General features: G+C 72.3%; 21 protein-coding genes and 1 pseudogene. 12 read left to right on the top strand and 10 right to left on the bottom strand.

Going from position 1 to position 20,819, the window contains the following annotated elements:
* Window positions 1-6 precede the first annotated feature (6 nt).
* On the top strand, window positions 7-465 hold the full coding sequence (locus tag ABT070_RS34420) for a pyridoxamine 5'-phosphate oxidase family protein (RefSeq protein WP_351766531.1): 459 nt from the start codon (window positions 7-9) through the stop codon (window positions 463-465).
* A gap of 113 nt (window positions 466-578) precedes the next feature.
* On the opposite strand, the gene ABT070_RS34425 is transcribed toward ABT070_RS34420, so the two are convergent.
* On the bottom strand, window positions 579-2,162 hold the full coding sequence (locus tag ABT070_RS34425) for a right-handed parallel beta-helix repeat-containing protein (RefSeq protein ID WP_351766533.1): 1,584 nt from the start codon (window positions 2,160-2,162) through the stop codon (window positions 579-581).
* Between the two features lie 261 nt (window positions 2,163-2,423).
* Between ABT070_RS34425 and ABT070_RS46300 the strand changes: the two are divergent.
* A pseudogene (locus ABT070_RS46300) lies at window positions 2,424-2,816 on the top strand (SCO2400 family protein); the annotation flags it as partial.
* Here ABT070_RS46300 and ABT070_RS34435 read toward each other — a convergent pair.
* Both ABT070_RS34435 and ABT070_RS34440 read right to left on the bottom strand, forming a co-directional pair.
* Window positions 2,714-3,037 (bottom strand): hypothetical protein, encoded by a 324-nt coding sequence (locus ABT070_RS34435; protein ID WP_351766537.1) that lies wholly within the window; start codon window positions 3,035-3,037, stop codon window positions 2,714-2,716. The pseudogene ABT070_RS46300 and the gene ABT070_RS34435 overlap by 103 nt on opposite strands.
* Window positions 3,038-3,076: 39 nt before the next feature.
* Window positions 3,077-3,358, bottom strand: a complete 282-nt coding sequence (locus ABT070_RS34440) for a hypothetical protein (protein ID WP_351766538.1) — start codon at window positions 3,356-3,358, stop codon at window positions 3,077-3,079.
* Window positions 3,359-3,766: 408 nt separating this feature from the next.
* On the opposite strand from ABT070_RS34440, the gene ABT070_RS34445 reads away from it, so the two are divergent.
* The 5 genes from ABT070_RS34445 to ABT070_RS34465 all read left to right on the top strand — a co-directional run bounded on the left by ABT070_RS34445 (window position 3,767) and on the right by ABT070_RS34465 (window position 8,142).
* Entirely contained in the window at window positions 3,767-4,543 is a 777-nt protein-coding gene (locus ABT070_RS34445) for an ABC transporter permease (RefSeq protein ID WP_351766624.1), read from the top strand.
* A 200-nt stretch (window positions 4,544-4,743) separates the two neighbouring features.
* On the top strand, window positions 4,744-5,796 hold the full coding sequence (locus ABT070_RS34450) for a taurine ABC transporter substrate-binding protein (protein ID WP_351766539.1): 1,053 nt from the start codon (window positions 4,744-4,746) through the stop codon (window positions 5,794-5,796).
* On the top strand, window positions 5,783-6,589 hold the full coding sequence (locus ABT070_RS34455; RefSeq protein ID WP_351766541.1) for an ABC transporter ATP-binding protein: 807 nt from the start codon (window positions 5,783-5,785) through the stop codon (window positions 6,587-6,589). The genes ABT070_RS34450 and ABT070_RS34455 overlap by 14 nt, the downstream gene beginning before the upstream one ends.
* A gap of 33 nt (window positions 6,590-6,622) precedes the next feature.
* On the top strand, window positions 6,623-7,501 hold the full coding sequence (locus tag ABT070_RS34460) for a TauD/TfdA dioxygenase family protein (protein ID WP_351766543.1): 879 nt from the start codon (window positions 6,623-6,625) through the stop codon (window positions 7,499-7,501).
* Between the two features lie 185 nt (window positions 7,502-7,686).
* Window positions 7,687-8,142 (top strand): tellurite resistance TerB family protein, encoded by a 456-nt coding sequence (locus ABT070_RS34465; RefSeq protein WP_020133267.1) that lies wholly within the window; start codon window positions 7,687-7,689, stop codon window positions 8,140-8,142.
* A gap of 64 nt (window positions 8,143-8,206) precedes the next feature.
* On the opposite strand, the gene ABT070_RS34470 is transcribed toward ABT070_RS34465, so the two are convergent.
* Complete coding sequence (locus ABT070_RS34470) at window positions 8,207-8,578, bottom strand: DUF952 domain-containing protein (protein ID WP_351766545.1); 372 nt, start codon at window positions 8,576-8,578, stop codon at window positions 8,207-8,209.
* 40 nt (window positions 8,579-8,618) lie between these two features.
* Window positions 8,619-8,933 (bottom strand): SCO0607 family lipoprotein, encoded by a 315-nt coding sequence (locus ABT070_RS34475; RefSeq protein ID WP_351766546.1) that lies wholly within the window; start codon window positions 8,931-8,933, stop codon window positions 8,619-8,621.
* A gap of 347 nt (window positions 8,934-9,280) precedes the next feature.
* On the opposite strand from ABT070_RS34475, the gene ABT070_RS34480 reads away from it, so the two are divergent.
* Together ABT070_RS34480 and ABT070_RS34485 are read left to right on the top strand one after the other, a co-directional pair.
* On the top strand, window positions 9,281-9,484 hold the full coding sequence (locus tag ABT070_RS34480; RefSeq protein WP_020133270.1) for a cold-shock protein: 204 nt from the start codon (window positions 9,281-9,283) through the stop codon (window positions 9,482-9,484).
* Between the two features lie 131 nt (window positions 9,485-9,615).
* Window positions 9,616-11,127 (top strand): DEAD/DEAH box helicase, encoded by a 1,512-nt coding sequence (locus ABT070_RS34485; RefSeq protein ID WP_351766549.1) that lies wholly within the window; start codon window positions 9,616-9,618, stop codon window positions 11,125-11,127.
* A 25-nt stretch (window positions 11,128-11,152) separates the two neighbouring features.
* On the opposite strand, the gene ABT070_RS34490 is transcribed toward ABT070_RS34485, so the two are convergent.
* The 4 genes from ABT070_RS34490 to ABT070_RS34505 all read right to left on the bottom strand — a co-directional run bounded on the left by ABT070_RS34490 (window position 11,153) and on the right by ABT070_RS34505 (window position 15,340).
* On the bottom strand, window positions 11,153-11,365 hold the full coding sequence (locus ABT070_RS34490; protein ID WP_171398399.1) for a DUF4287 domain-containing protein: 213 nt from the start codon (window positions 11,363-11,365) through the stop codon (window positions 11,153-11,155).
* A 97-nt stretch (window positions 11,366-11,462) separates the two neighbouring features.
* Window positions 11,463-11,825, bottom strand: a complete 363-nt coding sequence (locus tag ABT070_RS34495; protein ID WP_351766551.1) for a hypothetical protein — start codon at window positions 11,823-11,825, stop codon at window positions 11,463-11,465.
* 106 nt (window positions 11,826-11,931) lie between these two features.
* A complete protein-coding gene (locus ABT070_RS34500) occupies window positions 11,932-12,273 on the bottom strand; it encodes a VOC family protein (RefSeq protein ID WP_351766553.1) in 342 nt (113 codons plus the stop codon).
* 52 nt (window positions 12,274-12,325) lie between these two features.
* On the bottom strand, window positions 12,326-15,340 hold the full coding sequence (locus ABT070_RS34505) for an AAA family ATPase (RefSeq protein ID WP_351766555.1): 3,015 nt from the start codon (window positions 15,338-15,340) through the stop codon (window positions 12,326-12,328).
* 339 nt (window positions 15,341-15,679) lie between these two features.
* Here ABT070_RS34505 and ABT070_RS34510 point away from each other — a divergent pair, with 339 nt between their 5' ends.
* The 3 genes from ABT070_RS34510 (at window position 15,680) to ABT070_RS34520 (ending at window position 19,375) form a co-directional block, all read left to right on the top strand.
* Window positions 15,680-16,348: a helix-turn-helix transcriptional regulator gene (locus ABT070_RS34510; protein ID WP_351766626.1), complete on the top strand. Its 669-nt coding sequence runs from the start codon at window positions 15,680-15,682 to the stop codon at window positions 16,346-16,348.
* A 139-nt stretch (window positions 16,349-16,487) separates the two neighbouring features.
* Window positions 16,488-17,162: a Pvc16 family protein gene (locus ABT070_RS34515; RefSeq protein ID WP_351766557.1), complete on the top strand. Its 675-nt coding sequence runs from the start codon at window positions 16,488-16,490 to the stop codon at window positions 17,160-17,162.
* A 182-nt stretch (window positions 17,163-17,344) separates the two neighbouring features.
* On the top strand, window positions 17,345-19,375 hold the full coding sequence (locus ABT070_RS34520; RefSeq protein ID WP_351766628.1) for an ATP-binding protein: 2,031 nt from the start codon (window positions 17,345-17,347) through the stop codon (window positions 19,373-19,375).
* 48 nt (window positions 19,376-19,423) lie between these two features.
* Here the strand turns inward: ABT070_RS34520 and ABT070_RS34525 are convergent, their stop codons facing one another.
* Window positions 19,424-20,803, bottom strand: coding sequence for a ricin-type beta-trefoil lectin domain protein (locus ABT070_RS34525; RefSeq protein WP_351766559.1), 1,380 nt, complete (start codon window positions 20,801-20,803; stop codon window positions 19,424-19,426).
* Between the last annotated feature and the right edge of the window lie 16 nt (window positions 20,804-20,819).

A 20,819-nucleotide genomic window follows, 5' to 3' on the forward strand; every position in this document is an offset into this window, starting at 1 on the left:
CACGGCATGACTCAAGGTCCCGCACCTCGCACGTTGTCCGACGAAGCGCTCTCCGAGCTGCTCGGCCGGCAGCGGTTCGGCACGCTCGCCAGCGTCCGGCGTACCGGTCACCCGCACCTGACCACCATGGCCTACAGCTGGGACGCCGACGCCCGCGTCGTGCGGTTCTCGACGACGGCCGACCGCGTCAAGGTCCAGCACCTGCGCCGCGACCCGCACGCCGCCCTGCACGTACCGGGTGACGACGTGTGGTCGTTCGCCGTCGCCGAGGGCGAGGCCGAGGTCTCCGGGGTCACGACCGTCCCCGGTGACGCGGTCGGACGGGAGCTGCTCGGGATGATCCCGGCGGACGCGCGGCCCGAGGACGAGGACGCGTTCCTGGAGCAGTTGGTCGCCGAACGCCGGGTGGTCGTCCGGCTGAAGGTGGACCGGCTGTACGGGACGGCTCTCGACATCGACGGCTGAGACACGGCCGGACTCGGCTGGACTCAGCTGGACTCGGCGGGACTCGGCGGGACACCGCGTACGGGTGCCAGGGGAGGCCCCCTCGCACCCGTACCGGTCTCTTGCTACAGCTGCTACAGCGTCACCTTGGTGCCGCCCAGCGTCACCACCAGCTGGCCGTTCGCGGCGAAGGACCAGGCGAGCGCGCCGCCGTAGGACGAGGCGCACCGGGAGCCGTTGGTGCCGGTCCAGAACTGGTTGGTGCTGTCGGCGTCACCGACGGTCTTGTCGTTGGAGCCGCTCACGTTGTAGCGGCAGGACGTGTTGGTACGGAACACCGAGGTCCCCGCGTCCCACGAGTAGTTCCGCGTGGCGTTGTCGATGCTGAGGTTGTTCGACACCGCCATGGAGCCCGGGTTGCTGTTGTACGTGAACCCGTGCTTGCCGTTGTGGTAGGCGATGCTGCGCCGTACGACGTGGTTGACGGCGATGTCGTCGCCGCCGAGCTTGTAGCCGTTGCGGTCGCCGTTGGAGTTCACGGTGCCGTCGGAGAGTGTGCCGTTGTTGTAGGAGAGGGAGTCCTCGATGGTCACCGGGCCGATGGCGCCGGTGTCCGGCTTGGTGTAGAGGTCCCAGCCGTCGTCGATGTTGTTGTGCGAGACGGCGTACCGGAAGACGTTGCCGGTCCCGGTGGTGAGCTTCGCGGCGAAGCCGTCGGCGTCCTCCCCGTCGGAGTCGGCGTTGTCGTGCGACTCGGCGGAGAGGATCAGGTTGTCGGACGGCCACTGCGCGGTGGGCGTGGTGGAGGCGATCCGGCCGAGCTGGAGCCCGGTGTCGTGGTTGTAGCGGGTGATGGTGCGCTCGATGACGTTGTCGCTGCCGCCGACGTAGATCCCGTTGTCACCGGCGTGTTCGACGACGATGCCGTAGACATGCCAGTACGAGCCGAACAGCTGGAGTCCGCGGTTCGACGAACTCTCGCTCTGCGCGGAGAAGTTGAGGACCGGTGTCTCGCCCGGGTAGGCGGACAGGGTGGTGAGCGCGCTCGCCGAGCCGCTGGTGGTCGCCGGGACGGTGACCGTCGACGCCTGGGCGTACGTCCCCCCGCGCAGGTAGATCGTGCCGCCCGCGGTGACGCGGCTGATCGCCGAGGTGAGGGTGGTCGGGGCGGACTGGGTGCCGGCCGCGCCGTCCGTGCCGCTCGGTGAGACGTAGAGCGCGCCGGTCGTCGGAGGTGTGGTGCTGTCCGCCGTCGTCGCCTCCAGGTAGTCGACGTTGGGCAGGCCGTCCGCGGCGGTGGGGGTGAGCCGGACGGTGTTGCTGCCCGCGTTCAGGGACACGGTGAGCGTCTTGGTGACCCAGGTCGACCAGGCGCCGGTGGCCTCGAAGGACGGTGTCTGCACGGTGGCACCGTTGACGACCAGGGAGGCCGCGCGGGCCGTGGTGGTGCCGTTGGCGAAGCGGACGTTCAGCGTCGCCGTCCCCGCCGTGGCCGCGTTGACGGTGAACTGGGCGTATCCGCTGGTCGCGTTGGTGCCGTTGCAGAATCCGCTGCCGGAGTAGCCGGTCCAGTCGGAGTCGATGGTGCCGGTGCAGACCGCCGGGGAGGTCTCGGCCTCGTAGCGGGTCGTGGTGGCCGCCTGGGCCGTGGTGCCGGACAGCGCGACGAGCGCGCCCGCCACCAGGCTGACGCAGGCCATGACGGATCTCAGCTGCATGATTCATCTCCAGGAACGGAACGAGTGCGGGTCGGCCGGACCAGAAAGCGCTTTCTCCCGGAAGTTAGGGGCGTGGAGTGAGCACGTCAAGGGACGCGTACCTGTTCACCGTTCACATTCATGGACGGAGGCGTTGTGTGTGCCCGGGTGTGTCCATCCCCTCCAGGGATCCGTGCAGGAGCGTCACACAGACTGCACACAGTCTTTCGAACGACTCGTTAGCGTTGCCGGCCATCGGACCCCCGCGTAGGAAGACCGCAGATGGACTACTGCTCCACGTGTCGCCGGCATCTCAACGGCGCCCTGGTGTGCCCTGGATGCGGCGCCTACGCTCCGGACATCGCGCCGGTCACGGTCGACCGCGGCATCGCCCCCGCCCAGGTCGCGAGGTCGACGCGGATACCGCCTCCGGCGCCGACGCCCGCGACGAGGGCGTTTCCGTCGACGGTGCACGCGGACACGGCGTGGTCGGCCGCCCCGCCGGCCGCCCCGTCCCCCGACTCCGCGAGCGTGCCGTCCGCGCCACCCGCGCCGTCCGTCCCGTACGCGCCTCAGGGGCGGGCGGCCCGGCGACGGCAGCTGGCCCGCTGGAGGAAGAGCCAGCGCCGAGCCGTGGTCGCGACAGCCGTCGCCCTCGTCGGCGGCGGGCTGACCTTCGCGGCGCTGGACCGGCAGACCGGCGACCAGGCCCAGGCCGCCACGGCGCCGGAGACCCCGACCACGACGGGCGGCGAGGAACCGACCCTGGAGCACACCCGCCCGACGGTGACCCGCTCCGACGCGCACCGGACCCCGCCCTCGCCGGGCGACGCGTCGGGGCCTTCGGGGCCGTCGGCGAACACCCACCCGGACTCGCTGGCCTCTTCCCCCGCCACGGCGCCGTCGGTCCCCGGACAGCGGAACGGCACCTCGTCCTACAAGGGAACGTCCACCGCATCCGACGGCACGACGGGCACGACGGCCACCTCCGGCGGGACGAGCACCTCCGGTGGGACGGGCACGAGCGAGCAGCCGTCGTCCGCTCCCAGCGCCGCCGGCGATACGGAGTCGTCCGCCTCGGGATCGAACTCCGGCTCGGGATCGTCCAGTTCGTCGTCCTCGTCGTCTTCTTCTTCGTCTTCTTCTTCGTCTTCTTCGTCCTCGTCCTCGTCCTCTTCGTCGAGCACCGCGCCCGCGGGAACCTCGCCTTCGGACATCTGCCTGCTGGGCCTGATCTGCCTCAGCTGAGGGGGTCGGGCGGGCTCGACCCCAGCTCACGGACGTGTGCCCGGGCCCACTGCGGGCGCACGCGCGACGGGTCCCGTTCCAGGAAGTAAGACGCCTCTTGGTAGCGGGACCCGGCTCCGGTAGAAATGGGCCCCATGATTCACGAGCCTTTGGTGCGACGCCTGGTCATCGACCTGTGCCGACGCCCGGCTGCGTGTTGTTGATCCCGGGTCACTGATTCTCTCCACCCGCCGTGCGGTCGTACGACCCGGCGGGTCTCTTCCCGGTATCCCGGCGCCCCTTGGAGGCCGCCCGTGTCCGCAACACGCCCGTTCTCGAAGGCCGATCCCTCCCTCACGGCCGCCGACCCGGCCGCCCCTTCCCCTGCTTGGGCGCGTCTGCGCCACTTCGCGCTGCCCTTCGGCTCGCTCCTGCTGTTCCTCGCCCTGTGGCAGCTGCTGGCGGTGAGCGGGACCTGGAGCGAGACCCTGGTTCCGCCGCCGGCCAAGGTGTGGGACGCGTTCATCGATGTGTCCACGACGCACGACGGCGTACGGGGCTACAACGGCACCACCCTCATCGAGCACCTCGGCATCAGCCTGCGGCGCATCGCGCTCGGCGCCGGTATCGGCATCGCCCTCGGCGTGCTGTTCGGGCTGGTCATGGGCACCGTCGGCTGGGTGCGCTCGCTGTTCGAGCCCTGGATCACCTTCCTGCGGACGCTGCCGCCGCTGGCGTACTTCTCGCTGCTCATCATCTGGCTGGGCATCAACGAGGAGCCCAAGATCACGCTGCTGGCCGTGGCCGCCTTCCCGCCGGTCGCGGTGTCCACCACGACGGCCGTCTCGGCCGTGCCGCAGAGCCTCGTCGAGGCGGCGCGGGCCCTGGGCGGGTCACGCTGGGACGTCGTCAGGGACGTCGTCGTGCCGTCCGCGCTGCCCGAGACGCTCACCGGTGTCCGGCTGGCCGTGGGCGTGGCCTACTCCTCGCTCGTCGCGGCCGAACTGGTCAACGGGCTGCCCGGCATCGGCGGCATGGTCAAGGACGCCGCCAACTACAACAACACCCCCGTGGTACTCGTCGGCATCATCGCCATCGGGGTCTCCGGCCTGTTCATCGACGGTCTGTTGCTGCGGCTGGAGCGGGCCGTCGTGCCCTGGCGCGGGCGCGTGTAACCCACCCCGACCCGCCCCGGCCCGCCCCTGTTCGGCCCCTGTCCGGCCCGCTTCCTTTCGCCACTTCTCGCGACTTCTCGCCACTTCTCGCGACTTCTCGCCACTTCTCGCTACTTCTCCTCCCTCTTCCCTCTTCCCTCTCCCCTCTTCTTTCTCCCCTCTCCCCTCTCTTCCCCTCCCCTGTAAAGGAACGGCCAGCCATGACCCGTGTTGCTCAAGGCCCGTCCCGTCGGCTGCTGTTCGCCGGTGCCCTGGCCGCCGTCACCGCCGCCGTCACCGGCTGCTCCTCGGACAGTTCGGCGTCGTCGTCCGGCGGAGCGAAGCGGCTGCGTATCGGTTACTTCGCCTTTCCCAGCGGCGACCTGATCGTGAAAAACCGGAAACTGCTGGAGAAGGCGCTCCCCGACTACGAGATCACCTGGATCAAGTTCGACTCCGGTGCCAGCGTCAACCAGGCGTTCCTCGGGAAGTCCCTGGACATCGCCGCGCTCGGCTCGAGCCCGTTCGCCCGGGGGATCTCCGGGAGCTCGCCGATCCCGTACAAGGTCGCCTGGATCCTGGACGTCGCCGGCGAGAACGAGGCCCTCGTCGCCCGCAAGGACAGCGGCATCACGGATGTCGCCGGTCTCAAGGGCAGGACCATCGCCACTCCTTTCGCCTCGACCTCGCACTACAGCCTGCTCGCGGCCCTGGAGGAGGCCGGGTTGAAGACCTCCGACGTCAAGCTCGTCGACCTTCAGCCGCAGCCGATCATCGCCGCCTGGCAGCGCGGGGACATCGACGCCGCCTACGTATGGCTGCCGACCCTCGACGAACTGCGCAAGACCGGCACCCAGCTCACCAGCAGCAAGGAGATAGGCGCCGCGGGCAAGCCGACCCTGGACCTGGCGGTCGTCTCGGACGAGCTGATCGCGAAGGACCCGACGGCGATCGACGCCTGGCGCAAGGTGGAGGCGGAGGCCCTGCGGCTGATCAAGTCCGACCCGGACGGCGCGGTCAAGGCCGTCTCCGCGGAGCTGAACATCAGCGCCGCCGACGCCAAGGCCCAGCTCGCGCAAGGGGTGTTCCTCACCCCGGAGGAGGTCGCCTCCGCCGACTGGCTGGGCACGGACGGCAGCCCCGGCAAGCTGCTGACGTACATCACCGACACGGGCGCGTTCCTGGCGGGACAGAAGCAGATCGAGGGCGCACCCTCGGAGGACGTCGTCGGCAAGGCGTTCTATCTGAAGGGGCTGCCCGATGTCCTCAAGTGAGACCGCCACCAAGGGAGTAGAGGCGGACGACGGCCACACCGGGTCCGTCCGACTCGACAACGTCACCCACCGGTACGGCCCCGTCACCGCCGTGGGGCCCGTCGATCTCACCGTGCCGGCGGGCGAGTTCCTCGTGCTCGTCGGCGCCTCCGGCTGCGGCAAGAGCACGCTGCTCCGGCTGATCGCCGGTTTCGAGCAGCCCACCCAGGGTGCGGTCCGGATCTCCGGCAGCGCGGCCCGTCCCGGGCAGACGGCCGGGGTGGTGTTCCAGACGCCCCGGCTGTTCCCCTGGCGGACGGTCGGCGGCAACATCGACCTCGCACTGCGGTACGCGCGGGTCGGCCGGGCCCAATGGCCCCAGCGGCGGGCCGAGTTGCTGGCCCGGGTCGGCCTCGAGGGCACGGAGAGGCGCCGTGTCTGGGAGATCTCCGGTGGCCAGCAGCAGCGGGTGGCGATCGCCCGCGCCCTGGCCGCCGAGAACCCGCTGTTCCTGCTCGACGAGCCGTTCGCCGCACTGGACGCGCTGACCCGCGAACGCCTCCAGGAGGACGTCCGGCAGGTGACCGCCCAGACCGGCCGGACCACGGTCTTCGTGACCCACTCGGCGGACGAGGCGGTGTTCCTCGGCTCCCGCATCGTCGTGCTGACCAGGAGCCCGGGGACCGTCGCCCTCGATCTGCCGATCACCCTGCCGCGGGCCGGCGTCGACGCCGACGAACTGCGCGAGTCCCGCGAGTTCGCCGACCTGCGCGCGCAGGTCGCCCACGCCGTCAAGTCCGCCGCCGCGGCCTGACCGCCGTACCGGTACGAAAGGAAGGAAGCCCAGGTGACCCTCGAAACCCAGGTGAGCGCCCCGTCCCGGCTCCCCCTCACCCCCCTCGGCCCGAGCTTCGGCGCCGAGATCCACGGCATCGACCTCGCCCGCGCGACCGACACGGAGGTCGCCGCGCTGCGGACCGCGCTGGTGGAGTACAAGGTGCTGTTCGTGCGCGGCCAGGACGGACTGGACGACGCCACGCAGATCGAGTTCGGCCGACGGCTCGGCGAGGTCACGGCCGGGCATCCGGTCCACGACTCCGGGGCCGGCGTGCCGCCCGAGGTGTACGCCCTGGACAGCCAGGACGGCGGTTTCTCCGATGTGTGGCACACGGACGTGACCTTCGTCCCGCGGCCGCCGGCGATCTCCGTGCTGCGGGCCGTCGTCCTGCCGCCGAACGGCGGGGACACGACCTGGGCCGACAGCCAGCTCGCCTACGAGTCGCTGTCGCCGGGCCTGCGGACGCTGGCCGACTCCCTCACCGCGGTGCACGACGGCAACCGCGCGTTCGGCTACTACCTGGCCCAGCGCCGGCAGGGCCGCGGAAACCGCTGGGAGGGTGAGGTGGTCACCGAACTGACCCCGGTCGAGCACCCGGTGGTGCGGGTGCACCCCGAGAGCGGCCGGCGGGGACTGTTCGTGAACCCGGGGTTCACCTCGCACATCGTCGGCGTCTCGGAGTACGAGAGCCGGGGCCTGCTCGACATCCTGTACGCGCATCTGACCAAGCCCGAGCATCTGGTGCGCCACCGGTGGCGGCCGGGGGACGTGGCCCTGTGGGACAACCGCAGCACGGCCCACTACGCCAACCGCGACTACGGCGACCGGCACCGCGTCATGCACCGCATCACGTTGCGCGGCGACCGTCCCCGGGGCACGGAGGACTGAAGGAACCGGGGAGACAGGAGGGGGCAGAGGAACAGGAGGGAGCAGAGAAGCCGGAAAGACCAGAGGGAGCAGGGAGACCGGGGAGACCGGGGAGACCGGGGGAACTTATCGGGGCGGCTGTTAGTTTCTACGTTGCTGTAGATCTTGTGCAGTCACTTACTCCGCCCCGACCTTCTGGAGTTCTCATGGCCCTGTGGGACCGCATCAAGGAGTCCGCGTCGACGATGCAGACCCAGCTCGTGTCGAAGAAGAACGACCTCAAGAGCGGCGCCTTCCGCGACGCGAGCATGGCGATGTGCGCCCTGGTCGCGGCGGCGGACGGCACCATCGACCCCGCCGAGCGGCGCCGGGTGGCGCAGCTGATCGCGAGCAACGAGGTGCTGCAGAACTTCGACGCCACGGATCTCCAGCGGCGCTTCGACGACAACCTGAACAAGCTGACCACCGACTTCGACTTCGGCAAGGTCAGCGTTCTCCAGGAGATCGCCAAGGCGAAGAAGAAGCCGGCCGAGGCACGGGCCGTCATCCAGATCGGCATCGTCATCGGCGGCGCCGACGGCGACTTCGACAAGACCGAGCAGGCCGTCGTACGGGAGGCGTGCTTCACCCTCGACCTGCCGCCGCACGAGTTCGACCTCTGAGCGCGTGACCGGCCGGGTGGTGGTGCGGCAGGGCCCGAGGGCTTCCGCCGCACCACCACCCGCCTCAGGGACGGGCCCCGAAGTCCGTCAGGCCCGTCGCCGTGCCGTGCTCGTCCCAGCGGACCTCCAGGACGCGGGTCACGGCGTCCCGGTCGATCGGCCCGAACACATGCGGGAACAGGGTGCCTTCGGCGACCCCGGGCGGCGGAGCGGGCGCGGCGGCCTCCCACGCGCAGGTCGCCGAGAGCCGCTCCTCGTCGAGCACGAGCGCCAGCAGCGGCCGGGGGCCGGTCCGGTAGAACGCGTTGACGACGGCGAGCGTGGTGGCCTCGTCGGGCGAGCAGTGCACGAAGCCGTCCTCCGCGAGCGAGGCGGGCTCGTAAGGGCGCTCGGGGGCGGTGTTCCAGTCGTCGAGCGGTACGACGTGATACATCATGATGCCGTTATACAGCGGGAGTTCCGGGAATTCCGGGTGCTCACCCGCCCTCGGGGAGCTCGATGATCTCGCCCTTCTCGTCGAGCGTGCGGGTGCTCCAGTAGGTGTCCCACTTGTCGCCGACCTTCTCGGGGACCTTGCCCTCCGGATAGCGGGCCCAGCCCTGCGCCGGCTCCTCGTCGTCCGGCACACAGTCGCTGCCGCCGCTGTTCACCGCCAGCACCGGGTACTCACCGCCGCCGCAGCTCGCCTCCTCGATCTGCAGGGAGCAGCCGGTCAGTGTGGCGACGGCCACGGCGGCCGCCACGGCCGCACCGGCCAGAGCACGGCCCACTCCCACTCGGCTCCTGGTCATACCCACGGTCGGCTCCTCTGCACGGCTCGACGGCCGGGGCGGCTCGACGGCTGCACCGGTTGTGCGATCAGCCTGCCGAGCGGGGGAGTGATCCTCTTGAGTACGGGTACTCATATGCGGGGGACGGCGTCCTCAACACGCCTGAGTCGTGCCCGCTCGCTCCCCGGCCCCGCATCCGGACCTGTGCTACCGTGATAAAAGTGGCAGTTTCGGTTACCAGAGACTTTTGAGTGCTCTTCGACCTTCCGTCGACGGGCACTCTTTTTGTTTTTGGGGCTTTCCCGATCCTGCCGCCCCCGGGTCCGCAAGGTGCGGAGTCCGGGCATTGCCCCATAGGGAGATTCAACATGGCATCTGGCACCGTGAAGTGGTTCAACTCGGAAAAGGGCTTCGGCTTCATCGAGCAGGACGGTGGCGGCGCTGACGTGTTCGCCCACTACTCGAACATCGCCACGTCCGGCTTCCGTGAGCTTCAGGAAGGCCAGAAGGTTACCTTCGACGTCACTCAGGGCCAGAAGGGCCCGCAGGCGGAGAACATCCAGCCCGCCTGAACCGCCTGACGCCGCCTGACGCTGACGCTGACGCGATCGGCTGCGCATCACGCGGACCAGTGGCCGGGGCCCGTACTCCCTGAGTGCGGGCCCCGGCCCATGGCATTTTCCCCTTTCGAGGAAGGTATCGGATGAACCGCAACAGCTCCGTCCGCTCCCGTACGGACCGGCGCCAAGGCGCCCCCTCCCGTTCGGCCAAGCCCGGGCGGAGTGGACGCGGGAGTCGTCCCGCCGCGTCCGGCGGTGAATTCGCGCTGCCCGTCACCCTCACCCCGGGGCTGCCGGCGGTCGAGTCGTTCGCCGAACTCGACATGCCCGAGCGGCTGCTGACCGCCCTCGGTGCCGAGGGTGTGACCACCCCGTTCCCGATCCAGGCAGCGACGCTGCCGAACTCGCTGGCCGGCCGGGACGTCCTGGGCCGTGGCCGCACGGGCTCCGGCAAGACCCTCGCCTTCGGCCTCGCGATGCTGGCCCGCACGGCCGGACAGCGGGCCGAGCCCAGGCAGCCGCTGGCCCTGGTCCTCGTCCCCACCCGGGAACTGGCCCAGCAGGTCACCGATGCCCTCACCCCCTACGCCCGCGCGCTGCGGCTGCGGATCGCCACGGTGGTCGGCGGTCTGTCGATCGGCCGCCAGGCGAGCGCCCTGCGCGGCGGGGCCGAGGTCGTCGTGGCCACGCCCGGCCGTCTCAAGGACCTCATCGACCGTGCCGACTGCCGGCTGGACCGGGTCGCCATCACCGTCCTCGACGAGGCCGACCAGATGGCCGACATGGGCTTCATGCCGCAGGTCACGCAGCTGCTGGACCAGGTTCTTCCCGACGGCCAGCGCATGCTGTTCTCGGCGACCCTGGACCGTAACGTCGACCGGCTGGTGCGGAACTACCTGCACGACCCCGTCGTCCACTCGGTCGACCCGTCGGCGGGCGCCGTCACCACGATGGAGCACCACGTGCTGCACGTGGAGGACGAGGACAAGCACGCCACGACGACGGAGATCGCCGCCCGCGACGGACGCGTGATCATGTTCCTGGACACCAAGCACGCGGCGGACCGGCTGGCGAAGAAGCTGCTGGCGGTCGGGGTGCGCGCCGCGTCCCTGCACGGCGGCAAGTCCCAGAACCAGCGGACCCGGACGCTCGCCCAGTTCAAGGACGGCCATGTCACGGTGCTGGTGGCGACCAACGTCGCGGCCCGCGGCATCCACGTCGACAACCTCGACCTGGTCGTCAACGTCGACCCGCCCGCCGACCACAAGGACTACCTGCACCGCGGTGGCCGCACCGCCCGCGCCGGCGAGTCCGGCACCGTCGTCACGCTGGTCCTGCCCCATCAGCGCCGGGAGATGACGCGGCTGATGGCCGACGCCGGCATCACCCCGCAGACCACCCGGGTCCGGTCCGGCGAGACCGAGCTGAGCCGTATCACCGGTGCGCAGGCGCCCTCCGGCGTGCCGGTCGTCCTCACCCCGCCGCCCGCCGAGGAGCGTCCCGCGCGCTCGGCGTCCGGCGCGCGCTCGCGCCGTGGCCGGCCCGCGGCCCAGGGCGGCGGCCGTCCCACCTCCCAGGGCGGACGACCCACCTCCTCCCAGGGCCGTCGCCGCGCCCCCGCCAAGGGCAACGGCAACACCTCGAACGGCCGCTGAGGACGGGCCGGGGGCCGACGGGGGCTCACACGCCGGCGTCCTCCGCCAGCGTGTGCGCGACCAGCGCGTTGGCGTGGCCGTGCCCCAGCCCGTGCTCGGTCTTCAGCCAGGAGACGAGCTCCATGTGCCGGGTGAGCGGCGAGGCCCGGATCAGGGTCTTCCACTCGGCGATCGGACGTCCGTACTTCTTCTCTATCGACGGAAAGTAACTCGCGGGGCCCTTCACAGGTTCGGTCATGTCCTTACGACCGACGCCGGCGGGAGAAGTGACCGACGCCGGAGAGTGATCCGCGTCACCGGCCCGGCTCCGGCCGACGCGTGGACCGGCCCGCGGCTCACCCCACGTTCGCGGCGTACGTGGCGTACACGGCGTACGGCAGCAGGATCGTCGGGAGGGTCAGCAGGCGGGGTCCGAGCGAGCGGCCCGTCCGCAGGGGGCGCAGGACGTCGAACAGGACGAGCAGCAGCGCGACGAACACGGCGAACCAGACGAGCACGATCAGCGCGAAGCCGCTGCCCTCGATCTGGTCGTACGTGCAGTGGTCCAGGTCGGGGCGGGCGAGGTCCTCGTAGGTGCAGTGGCCGTAGCTGAGGTACCAGCGCGCGCACACCACGACGACGGCCGTCGGGAGCCCGATCAGCAGGTGCACCAGGAGCGGCGGCAGACAGCCGCGCAGTGCGGCGAGTGCGGTACGCATCCGGTCACCACACCAGGGCGGGGCCGGGCGGGCTGTGACGGAAGCCACTCCTGCGGTCACAGGCCTGTCACAGCGGCCTCACCGCGCCGGGAACCGGGGCCCGGCCTCAGAGCGAGGCGCCGCCGAAGCCGATCTCGTTGCCGTCCGGGTCGTGGTAGGTGACCTTGCGTACGCCGTTGGAGTAGGTCTCGCGGTGGGTCGGGGTCAGACCGCGGTCGGTGATGGCGGCGACCCGGGTGTCGAGGTCGTCGACGAAGAGGGTGTGCAGGGCGTGGCCCGCGCGGCCCGGGCGGTGCTCGATGTACAGGTAGCGGTGTTCGGCGAGCTCCCAGACGGCCTCCGCGTCGTTCGGGAGGAACGCCGGCGGGGCGCCGAGCAGCCGCTCGTACCAGGCGAGGGCCGCTGCGTAGTCGTTGACGGGGATGCCTGCGAAGAGGTCGACGGCCATGCCCTCATCGTAGGTCCGGCGGCGCGCGGCGACCCGGTGCCGCGCAGCCGCCTCAGTCGTCCAGGACGCCCCGCAACTCGCCCCTCCGCCGGATCCCCAACTTCCGGTAGGCGCTGGTCAGGTGTGTTTCCACGGTACGGCGCGCCACGTGCAGGAGCTCCGCTATCTCGGTGTTGGTGCGGCCCTCCGCCGCGAGTTCCGCGATGCGGCGTTCGCTGCCGGTGAGGGCCCCGGAACCGGTGTGGGCGGGCGTGGTGCGGCGGCCGCCGGCGGTGCGGAGGGCCTGTTCGGCATGGGCCAGGAGACGGACGCTGCCCAGCCGTTCGGCGCGTTCGGCACCCTCGCGCAGATGGTCGCGGCCCCGCCCGCGTTCACCGGCGGCGGTCAACTGCCATCCGTGGGCGAGGAGGGAGGCCACGAGCTCCGCCTCGGCCGGGGAGTCCCGGAGCACGGCCACCGCCTCCGCGCCCAGTTCCAGGCCCCGCCGGCCCCGGGTCGCCCGCCCCAGGACACGCAGCGCCCGTCCCGTCGTGCGCGGGGTGTTCCACACCCGGGCCAGTCGCAGTTCCTCCGTCGCCAGCGCCAGTGCCTCCTGGGGGTTGCCCAGCTCCAGCCGGCACTCCGCGGCCGCCGTCCGCCACGGCGTGACGACCGGGCTGAGGACGGCGCGGGCGGACTGACGGCGGCCGCACTCCAGGAAGTCGTGCAGAGCGCCCGCCACATCCCCCTCGGTGAACCGCAGTACGCCCCGCGCGTACAGGAAACGGTTCAGCTCCCAGGAGTCGGAGGTGTCACGGAGGTCGAAGGTGTCGGCCAGCCGGCGGGCCTGCGGCGTACGGCCCGTCTCGACCAGCGCGAGCAGGATGTGCGCGTCGGCGTTGACCGGGCCGCCGCCGGTGCGCCGGGCACGGGACGCCTCGGGGAGCGCGGCGAGCAGGGTGCCGTACTCGCCCCGCGCCGCCGCGATGTCCCACCTGGTGTCCAGCAGGGCCTGTTCCATCGGGTGCAGGAGGGACGGGTGCTGGCCGGCCAGACCGCGCTCGACCAGGCGCTCCGCCTCGTCGAGTTCGTCGGCCCACTGGGCCACCGCCGCGGCCGTGCCCAGCAGGAACGGCTCGGCGAGCGGATCGGCGGGCTCCGTCAGGAGGGTGCGCAGCCGTCGCATCGCCTCCTGCGCCGGGAGGTCGCCCGCGGTCGCCGCGTACCGCACGAGCAGGGCCTGGCCGGAGGCGCCGACGAGTTCCGGGGAGCGTTCGGCGGTGTCGGTGAGCCAGCGGTAAGCCTCCCGGCGGACCGTCTGGTCCTGGTCCGAGAGCAGCGCGGACGCGGTCTGAAGGGCACGCGCCAGGTCCGGGTGGCCTGCCAGCCGGCCCTCCAGCCGGCGCAGCACCTCCACCGCCGTACGGACCTCCCCGCGGCCCACGAGCGCGGTGCCCAGCGCGATGGCCGTACGGACCTGGGCACGGGGTTCGGCGGGCAGGTCGAGCGCCTCGGCCAGCCGTGGGATGCCCGCCGGGGTGTCCGCGGAGGCGTACTCCAGGGAACCGAGTTCGGTGAGCAGCCGCTGGCGCAGGTCGTCGGGCAGCGGTTCCTGGAGGGCTCGGCGCAGGTAGCGGACGGCGTCGCCGGAGCGGGCCTTGCGCGCGGCCACGGTGGCGGCGTCGCGCAGCACGCGCAGCGCCCAGGGCAGACCGGTGGGCGCGCTGCCCAGCAACTGCCGTGCCACGGCGTCGAGGTGGTCGCCCCGGCGCAGCATCGCCTGGGCGACCGCCCGGTGCGCGTCCTGACGGCGGGCGGTGGACCAGCCGCCGAGGACGGCGTCCCGCAGGAGCGGGTGCGCGTAGCGGGGGCGGCCGGACGGGTCCGGGCGCAGTACGCCGAGCCGCGTCATCGCGGTGAACCATCCGGAGACCCGGGCCGGGTCGGCGCCGGAGGCGTCGGCGACGAGGACGGCGAGGGTGTCGGTGGCGGCTTCGGACGCGGTTTCGGTCGGGGCGGCGATGTCGGTTCCGGCGGCGACTTCGGCGGCGGCTTCGGTCTCGGTGCCGGGGGCGGTGCCGGTGCCGACAGCGATGCCGGTGGCGGGCAGGGCCTCGTGGGGGGAGCCGGGGGCGGGAGCGGGAGCGGGTACGGCTTTCCGGCCGACGGCGCCCTCCGGGCGCTCGGTCCACTCGGCCCGCTCGGCCTGTTCCTCCCGCTCGGCCTGTTCCTCCCGCTTCGTTCGTTCCGTTCGTTCCGTCTGTTCTGTTCGTTCCGCCTGTTCCAGTGCCGCGAGGGTCCGGGCGACCTCCGCCGTCGCCGGGCCGGCGCTGTCCAGCCACCAGGAGACGGCCGCCGGGTAGGAACCCGGGTACAGCGCGGCGCACGTCCTCGGGACGGTTGCCGGCGGCGGGGCGCCGTCGAGGTCGTCGAGAAGGGCGCGCAGGAGCAGCGGACTGCCCGCGCCGGCCCGCACACAGTCCGCCGTCCACCGGTCGGAGGCAGCCGGGAAGGCCGCCCGGACCAGATCGGCCGAGGCGTTGTCGGTGAGCGGGGCGAGGGTGTGGGTGCGGACCACGGACGGGGACAGGGCGTGGGTGAGACCGGCGGGCCGCGGGTCGATGTCGTACTGACTGCGCTCGGTGGCCACCAGGAGTACCGGTAATCGGTCGATACGGCGGGCCGCCTCCACGAACCAGCGGCGCGAGGCCTCGTCGGCGAGGTGGACGTCGTCCACGGCCACCATGAGCGGCGTCTCGTCCGCGTAGGAACGCAGCAGCCGCCACAGCCGTGCCGCGCTGCCCCGGTCGTCGTCGCCCGGCCCGACGTCCGCGAACTCCGGTACGGATCCGAGGAGATGGAGCACCGAGGAGAACGGCAGCGCGATGTCGTCGGGCGAGCAGCGGGCGCGCAGCACCCGCATGCCCAGGTGGGCGGCGTGCGCGGCGGCGGCTTCCAGGACGGCGGACCGGCCGGTGCCCGAGGCCCCGCGCAGCAGGACGAGCCGGCCTGCGCCCGCCCGTGCCCGCTCCGCCTCTGCCGCGAGCAGCGCGTGCGCGTCCTCGCGTTCCCGCAACGGTCCGGTCATCCCTGCCTCCTGCTGTCGGGCACATCGGACTTGTCCATGTACACGTAGAGGTCGTGCGGTTCGGTACGGGTGCGCGCGGCCGTTGTGGCGAGGCTCACGATGACGTGGAGCACTCCGGCCGAAATCGCTCTGACCTGCGGCGATGCAGGCGAACCGTGGTACCGGAGGGCTTGCTCTCGTGGTCCGCCTCGTGGTGCTCCACGATTGCGCGTGCCCCGGAGGTCACAGAAGTCTGGACCGGACCCACCCGTCGCCGGTCCCCTCCGGACGGCGGGCCCGTGAACTTGGGGGAAACGGTTGCTCAGCTCACCACGGACACCAGAGACCGGCGTCGCGGGTATCGCCGCGCCGGGCGCCGCCGTTCCAGGCACCGCCCTCGGCACCCGGCGGCGGATTCCCGTGGCCGTCCAGGCACCGGACCCGATCTCCCGCGAGGGCGCCGTCAGCCAGTTGCGCGGGCGCCCCGAGGTCGAGGTCCGCGAGGAGGTCTCGGCCGCCGCCGGCACGGTGGCGCTGCTGATCGAGGACACCCTCGACGAGGGTGCGCTGGGCCGGCTGCGGCGGATCGTGCGCAGCGAGGGCGCGCGGGCCGTGCTGGTCGTGGGCACCATCCGCGAGACGGAACTCCTGGACGTCATCGAGTGCGGGGTCGGGGCCATCGTCTGGCGCCGCGAGGCCACCGCGCACCGGCTGGTGCAGGCGGTGGTGGCCGCCCACCGCGGTGACGGCGACCTGCCCGCCGACCTGCTCGGCCGGCTCATCAGCCAGGTGGGCACGCTGCACCGCGGTGCGGCGGGCCGGCCCGGCGCCCCCTCCCTGGGACTCGCGCCACGGGAGGTGGACGTCCTGCGGCTGGTCGCCGAGGGCCTGGACACCGGAGAGATCGCCAGCAAGCTGTCCTACTCCGAACGAACCGTCAAGAACGTCATGCACGGACTCACGACGCGGTTGCATCTGCGCAACCGGGCGCACGCGGTGGCATATGCCCTGCGGGAAGGCTACATCTGACCGAACGGGCAATCGAAGGCGGACACGCGGGCACGATGCCCTGCCCGGCCGCCGACCCTGTCGTGCCTGCGGATCCGGGCCCGTCCGGGGCACGATCGTCGGACAGTGGGTGCGGCAAGGCAAGTTGAGGAGCACGACGGTGATCCACGAGGTGGACGAGGTCCTCAAAGAGCTGCTCTCGGGCGGCGCGCTCACGGGCTCCGGCATCGACGTCTCCTTCGAGGCTCCGACCCGGGACTGGGCGGCCCGGCGCAACGCCCCCGTGATCAACACCTACTTGTACGACATCCGTGAGGACGTGACCCGTCGGCAGCGCGGCCAGATGGCGGTGCGGGACGAGCGGGACATCGTCGTCAAGCGCCGTCAACCACCGCGCTGGTTCCGGCTGTCGTACCTGGTGACCGCCTGGACGCGGACCCCGCAGGACGAACACCGCCTGCTGTCGGCCGTGTTGGCGACTCTGCTGCCGCGCGAGATGCTGGCGGCCGACGAACTTCCGGGCTCCCTGCGCGCGTTGGGGCTGGCCATGCCGGTCACGGTGGCCGGCATCCAGACCGAGTCGCGTTCCCTCGCCGAGATCTGGTCCGCCCTGGGCGGTGAGCTCAAGCCGTCGCTCGACCTGGTGGTCACGGCGCCCTTCCCGGCGTACCCCGAGTACGACGCCGGGCCGCCGGTCACCGAGGGCGCGGCGGTCCGCCTGCGCGGGATGGACGGCGACCCCCCGGAGTCCGGCGAACGCGCCCACCGCCCGCACCAGGTGGCCGCGGCCCGCGCCGCCCGCGAGGCCGGCACCCCCCGCCCGGACCAGCGGTGACCGGCGCGTACACCGGGTCGTCCGCAGCCGACGTCGAGACACCCGCCCCCGGCGCCGACACGTTCGCCGCCGACACCGACCCGGCCGCCGTCGGCAGCGACGCCGCCGCGGGCGACACCGACACGGGCGACGCCGACCCGACCGTGGGCGGCCCCGTGGGTCGCGAGGGTCACGAGGGGCACGTGGGGCACGTGGGGCACGACCGGCACGGTCACCTGGACGGGGCCGGCGCGTTGCTCGTTCGGCTCGGTGCTCTGCGGGATCGGGTCGGCGCTCTGGTCGACCGGCGGGCCGCCGTCGATCCGACGGCCGCCGATCCGCTGCGCGGCCTGTACCTCTCCGAGGAGGCGGTACGGCACCTGCTCGCCGGTGGGCCGGCCGGCGCCCCCGCCTCCAACCCGGACCAGGACCGGGACCGGGACCGGGACACGGACCGGGACTCCGCCGACTCGCTCAGCGCCCTCGCCGGCCGGCTCCGGCTCACCGAACTCGACGCCGCGATCCTCCTCATCGCCCTCGCGCCCGATCTGGACCGTGGCTTCGAGCCGCTCTACGGCTACCTCAACGACGACGTGAGCAGGCGGCGGGCCACCGTGGGCCTCGCCCTCGAACTGTGCGGGGCGCCCGCCCACCGGGCCGCGGCCCGCGCCCGCTTCCACTCCTCCGCGCCGCTGCGCGCGTACGGGCTGCTGGACGTCGAGGACCCCGAACGGCCCTTCCTGTCCCGCTCGTTGCGCGTACCGGACCGGCTGCTCGGCCACCTGCTCGGCGACGACACCCCGGACGCCGCCCTGCACGGACATCTGCACCCGCTGCCCCCGCCGCTGCCCACCGACGACGAGGCGTTCGACCGGCGGCTGGCACACCGGATGCGGGGCGGCCCGCTCATCGCCTATCTGCGCGAACACCGCGAGGGCGACGGACTCGCCGCGATCACCTCCGCCCTGCGCACCGCCGGATTCGACGCCCTGCGCTTCACCGGGCCCGACGACCGCCTGCCCGGCCTGCTGCGCGAGGCACGGCTCGGCGGCCGGGCGGTCGTCCTGTCCGGGCTGCCGGAGCAACCGGGGCCGCTGATCGGCGCGCTGGCCGACGCCGCGGACGTCACCGTCCTCCTCACGGACCCGCGCCCCTACGACCCGCACTGGTCCACCCACGATCCGCTGGTCCTCGACGCACCGCGCCGCCGGGCCGGCGGAACGGCCGCCTGGGCGGCCGCCCTGGACTCCGCCGACACCCCCGCCACCGCCCTCGGCTTCGACCTCGCCGCCACCGTCGCCCCCTACCGCCTCGGCGGCGAGCGGGTCGCCCGGGCCGCACGGGCCGCCTCCGTCCTGGCCGCCTTCGAGGGCGGGCCGCTCGGCGCCGACCATCTGCGGCTGGCCGCGCGGCAGCAGTCGGCGTCCGGGCTGGAGCGGCACGCGCGGCGGATCCGGCCGGACGTCGGCTGGGAGGACCTCGTGCTGCCCGAGCGGCCGCTGACCCAGCTGCGCGAGCTCGCCCTGCGCGCCCGGCACCGCGACCGGGTGCTGGGCGACTGGCGGCTCAGCGCGGGCGGCGGACGCGGCCGAGGGGTCCTCGGACTGTTCGCGGGCGAGTCCGGCACCGGCAAGACGCTCTCCGCCGAGGTCGTCGCCGCCGAACTCGGCCTCGACATGTACGTCGTCCAGCTGTCCTCGGTCGTCGACAAGTACGTCGGCGAGACCGAGAAGAACCTGGAGCGCATCTTCTCCGAGGCCGACCGCACCGACGCCGTGCTGCTCTTCGACGAGGCCGACGCCGTCTTCGGCAAGCGGTCGGAGGTCAAGGACGCGCACGACAAGTACGCCAACATGGAGAGCGCCTACCTGCTCCAGCGGCTGGAGTCCTTCGACGGCATCGCGCTGCTCACCACCAACCTGCGCGCCAACATCGACGAGGCGTTCACCCGGCGCCTGGACCTGGTGGTCGACTTCCCGTTCCCCGACGCCGGGCAACGGCTCGCGCTGTGGTGGCACGGGCTGCGCCATGTGCCGTGCGCCCCGGACATCGATCCCGGGTCGCCGGCCAAGGACTTCGAGCTGGCCGGCGGTTCGATCCGCAGCGCGGTCGTCACCGCCGCCTACCTCGCCGCCGGGCGCGACGAGCCGGTCAACGACGACGACCTGCTGGAGGGGGCCCGCCGCGAGTACCGCAAGGCGGGCCGTCTGGTGCCGGGCGAAGCCAACTGGTGAGCCCCGGGCGGGGCTCACCCCCCGCCGGGTCCACTCCGCGCGCCGGGTCTACTCCGCGCGCCACTTCTGGTTGGGCGTCCCCGAGCACGTCCACAGCTGGAGCTTGGTGCCGTTGCCGGTGCCGTTGTCCTTGGCGTCGATGCACTTGTCGGCCTGCGGGTTGACCAGGTCACCGGCCTGGCTCAGCACCCACTGCTGGGCGGGGTTGCCGGAGCAGTTGGCCACCTGGATGACCGCGCCGTCGTCCTTCGACCCCCAGGCGACGTCCATGCACAGGCCGAGCGCGCGCACGGTGCCGTCGCTCTTGAACACCCACTTCTGGTTGGCCGACCCGGCGCAGTCCCACAGCTGGAGCGGGGTGCCGTCCTTGCCCTTGCCGTTCTGGGCGCCGGTGATGTCGATGCACCGGTCCGAGGCCTGGCCGATGATCACGGCGCCGGGTACCGGGGCCGTCGTCTTCGTGTCGCCCGAACCGCCGGATCCGCTCCCGCTGCCGCCGCCCGACCCCGTGGAACCGCCGGACCCGGAACCGCCGCTGCCGTCCTCCTCCTTGGCGGGGGCGGAGGGCGTCTGCTGCTCGGGCAGCGGTGCGGCGGAGGCGTCCACCTTGGGCGCGGACGGCGCGGAGACGGACGGGCTGGGCAGCGCGGTGCTGCCGGCCTCCGCGAGCTTCTCGCTGGCACTGGTGTTGACCTGCGGCTTGTACGTCAGCCAGATCATCACGAACGCGATCGCCAGGGCCACCGTCAGACTGAGCGCGGTCGCCAGCCAGCGCGGCAGGAACCCGCGCTGCACGAAGGTGCCGTCCACCGAGAGCGGCACCGCTCCCGACCGCTGCACGTTCAGCGCGTACGGCCGCTGCTCCTTCGAGCCGAACCAGATGATCTGACGGGGGCGCAGCGTCATGTCGACGAACACCGCCCGCCCCGGCTCGATCTGCACACTGCCCGGCCGGAACTCGTACCCGAGGTGGTCACCCATGTCGGCGCCCGAGACGGACGCCGTCAGGCGGGTGTTGCCGATGTTGTCGATCGCCAGGCGCGGCCGGCCCCGGAACCGCCCCTTCACGGTCGGCGGCACCAGCTCGGCCCGCACCTCGGTGAACGGCGTGATCGTCAGATTCCCCTCGGGGACGGTCACCGCCTCCGGATGCTCGGTCGGCGTGATGCGCACCGCGTAGGGATTGGGCCCCGCTGTCGCGTCCGAGGTGCGCGGCGGGGCGAAGGTCAGCTCGACCGTGCCCGTCGTGCCCGGATACAACCGCAGGGTCTGCGGCTCCACCGCCGTCCAGGGCGCCACCGCGCCCACCGGCTCGAAGCGGTACTCGTCGACGACGTCACCGGTGTTGCGCACCCGCAGCCGTACGGTCGTAGTGCCGCCGGGATCGACTGTCGCCGCGGCCGGTTCCAGAGAAGTCCACAGAGTCACCTGTCGACGCTATGCC

The organism is Streptomyces sp. NPDC002884, assembly GCF_040295245.1.
GTDB lineage: Bacteria > Actinomycetota > Actinomycetes > Streptomycetales > Streptomycetaceae > Streptomyces.

What these genes read in the sequence shown, in the direction of transcription:
- ABT070_RS34420 (WP_351766531.1), top strand. Translation starts at nt 7, where the DNA reads ATGACTCAAGGTCCCGCACCTCGCACGTTGTCCGACGAAGCGCTCTCC.
- ABT070_RS34425 (WP_351766533.1), bottom strand. Translation starts at nt 2,162, where the DNA reads ATGCAGCTGAGATCCGTCATGGCCTGCGTCAGCCTGGTGGCGGGCGCG.
- ABT070_RS34440 (WP_351766538.1), bottom strand. Translation starts at nt 3,358, where the DNA reads ATGTCCGAAGGCGAGGTTCCCGCGGGCGCGGTGCTCGACGAAGAGGAC.
- ABT070_RS34450 (WP_351766539.1), top strand. Translation starts at nt 4,744, where the DNA reads ATGACCCGTGTTGCTCAAGGCCCGTCCCGTCGGCTGCTGTTCGCCGGT.
- ABT070_RS34455 (WP_351766541.1), top strand. Translation starts at nt 5,783, where the DNA reads ATGTCCTCAAGTGAGACCGCCACCAAGGGAGTAGAGGCGGACGACGGC.
- ABT070_RS34465 (WP_020133267.1), top strand. Translation starts at nt 7,687, where the DNA reads ATGGCCCTGTGGGACCGCATCAAGGAGTCCGCGTCGACGATGCAGACC.
- ABT070_RS34470 (WP_351766545.1), bottom strand. Translation starts at nt 8,578, where the DNA reads ATGATGTATCACGTCGTACCGCTCGACGACTGGAACACCGCCCCCGAG.
- ABT070_RS34475 (WP_351766546.1), bottom strand. Translation starts at nt 8,933, where the DNA reads ATGACCAGGAGCCGAGTGGGAGTGGGCCGTGCTCTGGCCGGTGCGGCC.
- ABT070_RS34480 (WP_020133270.1), top strand. Translation starts at nt 9,281, where the DNA reads ATGGCATCTGGCACCGTGAAGTGGTTCAACTCGGAAAAGGGCTTCGGC.
- ABT070_RS34485 (WP_351766549.1), top strand. Translation starts at nt 9,616, where the DNA reads ATGAACCGCAACAGCTCCGTCCGCTCCCGTACGGACCGGCGCCAAGGC.
- ABT070_RS34490 (WP_171398399.1), bottom strand. Translation starts at nt 11,365, where the DNA reads ATGACCGAACCTGTGAAGGGCCCCGCGAGTTACTTTCCGTCGATAGAG.
- ABT070_RS34495 (WP_351766551.1), bottom strand. Translation starts at nt 11,825, where the DNA reads ATGCGTACCGCACTCGCCGCACTGCGCGGCTGTCTGCCGCCGCTCCTG.
- ABT070_RS34500 (WP_351766553.1), bottom strand. Translation starts at nt 12,273, where the DNA reads ATGGCCGTCGACCTCTTCGCAGGCATCCCCGTCAACGACTACGCAGCG.
- ABT070_RS34505 (WP_351766555.1), bottom strand. Translation starts at nt 15,340, where the DNA reads ATGACCGGACCGTTGCGGGAACGCGAGGACGCGCACGCGCTGCTCGCG.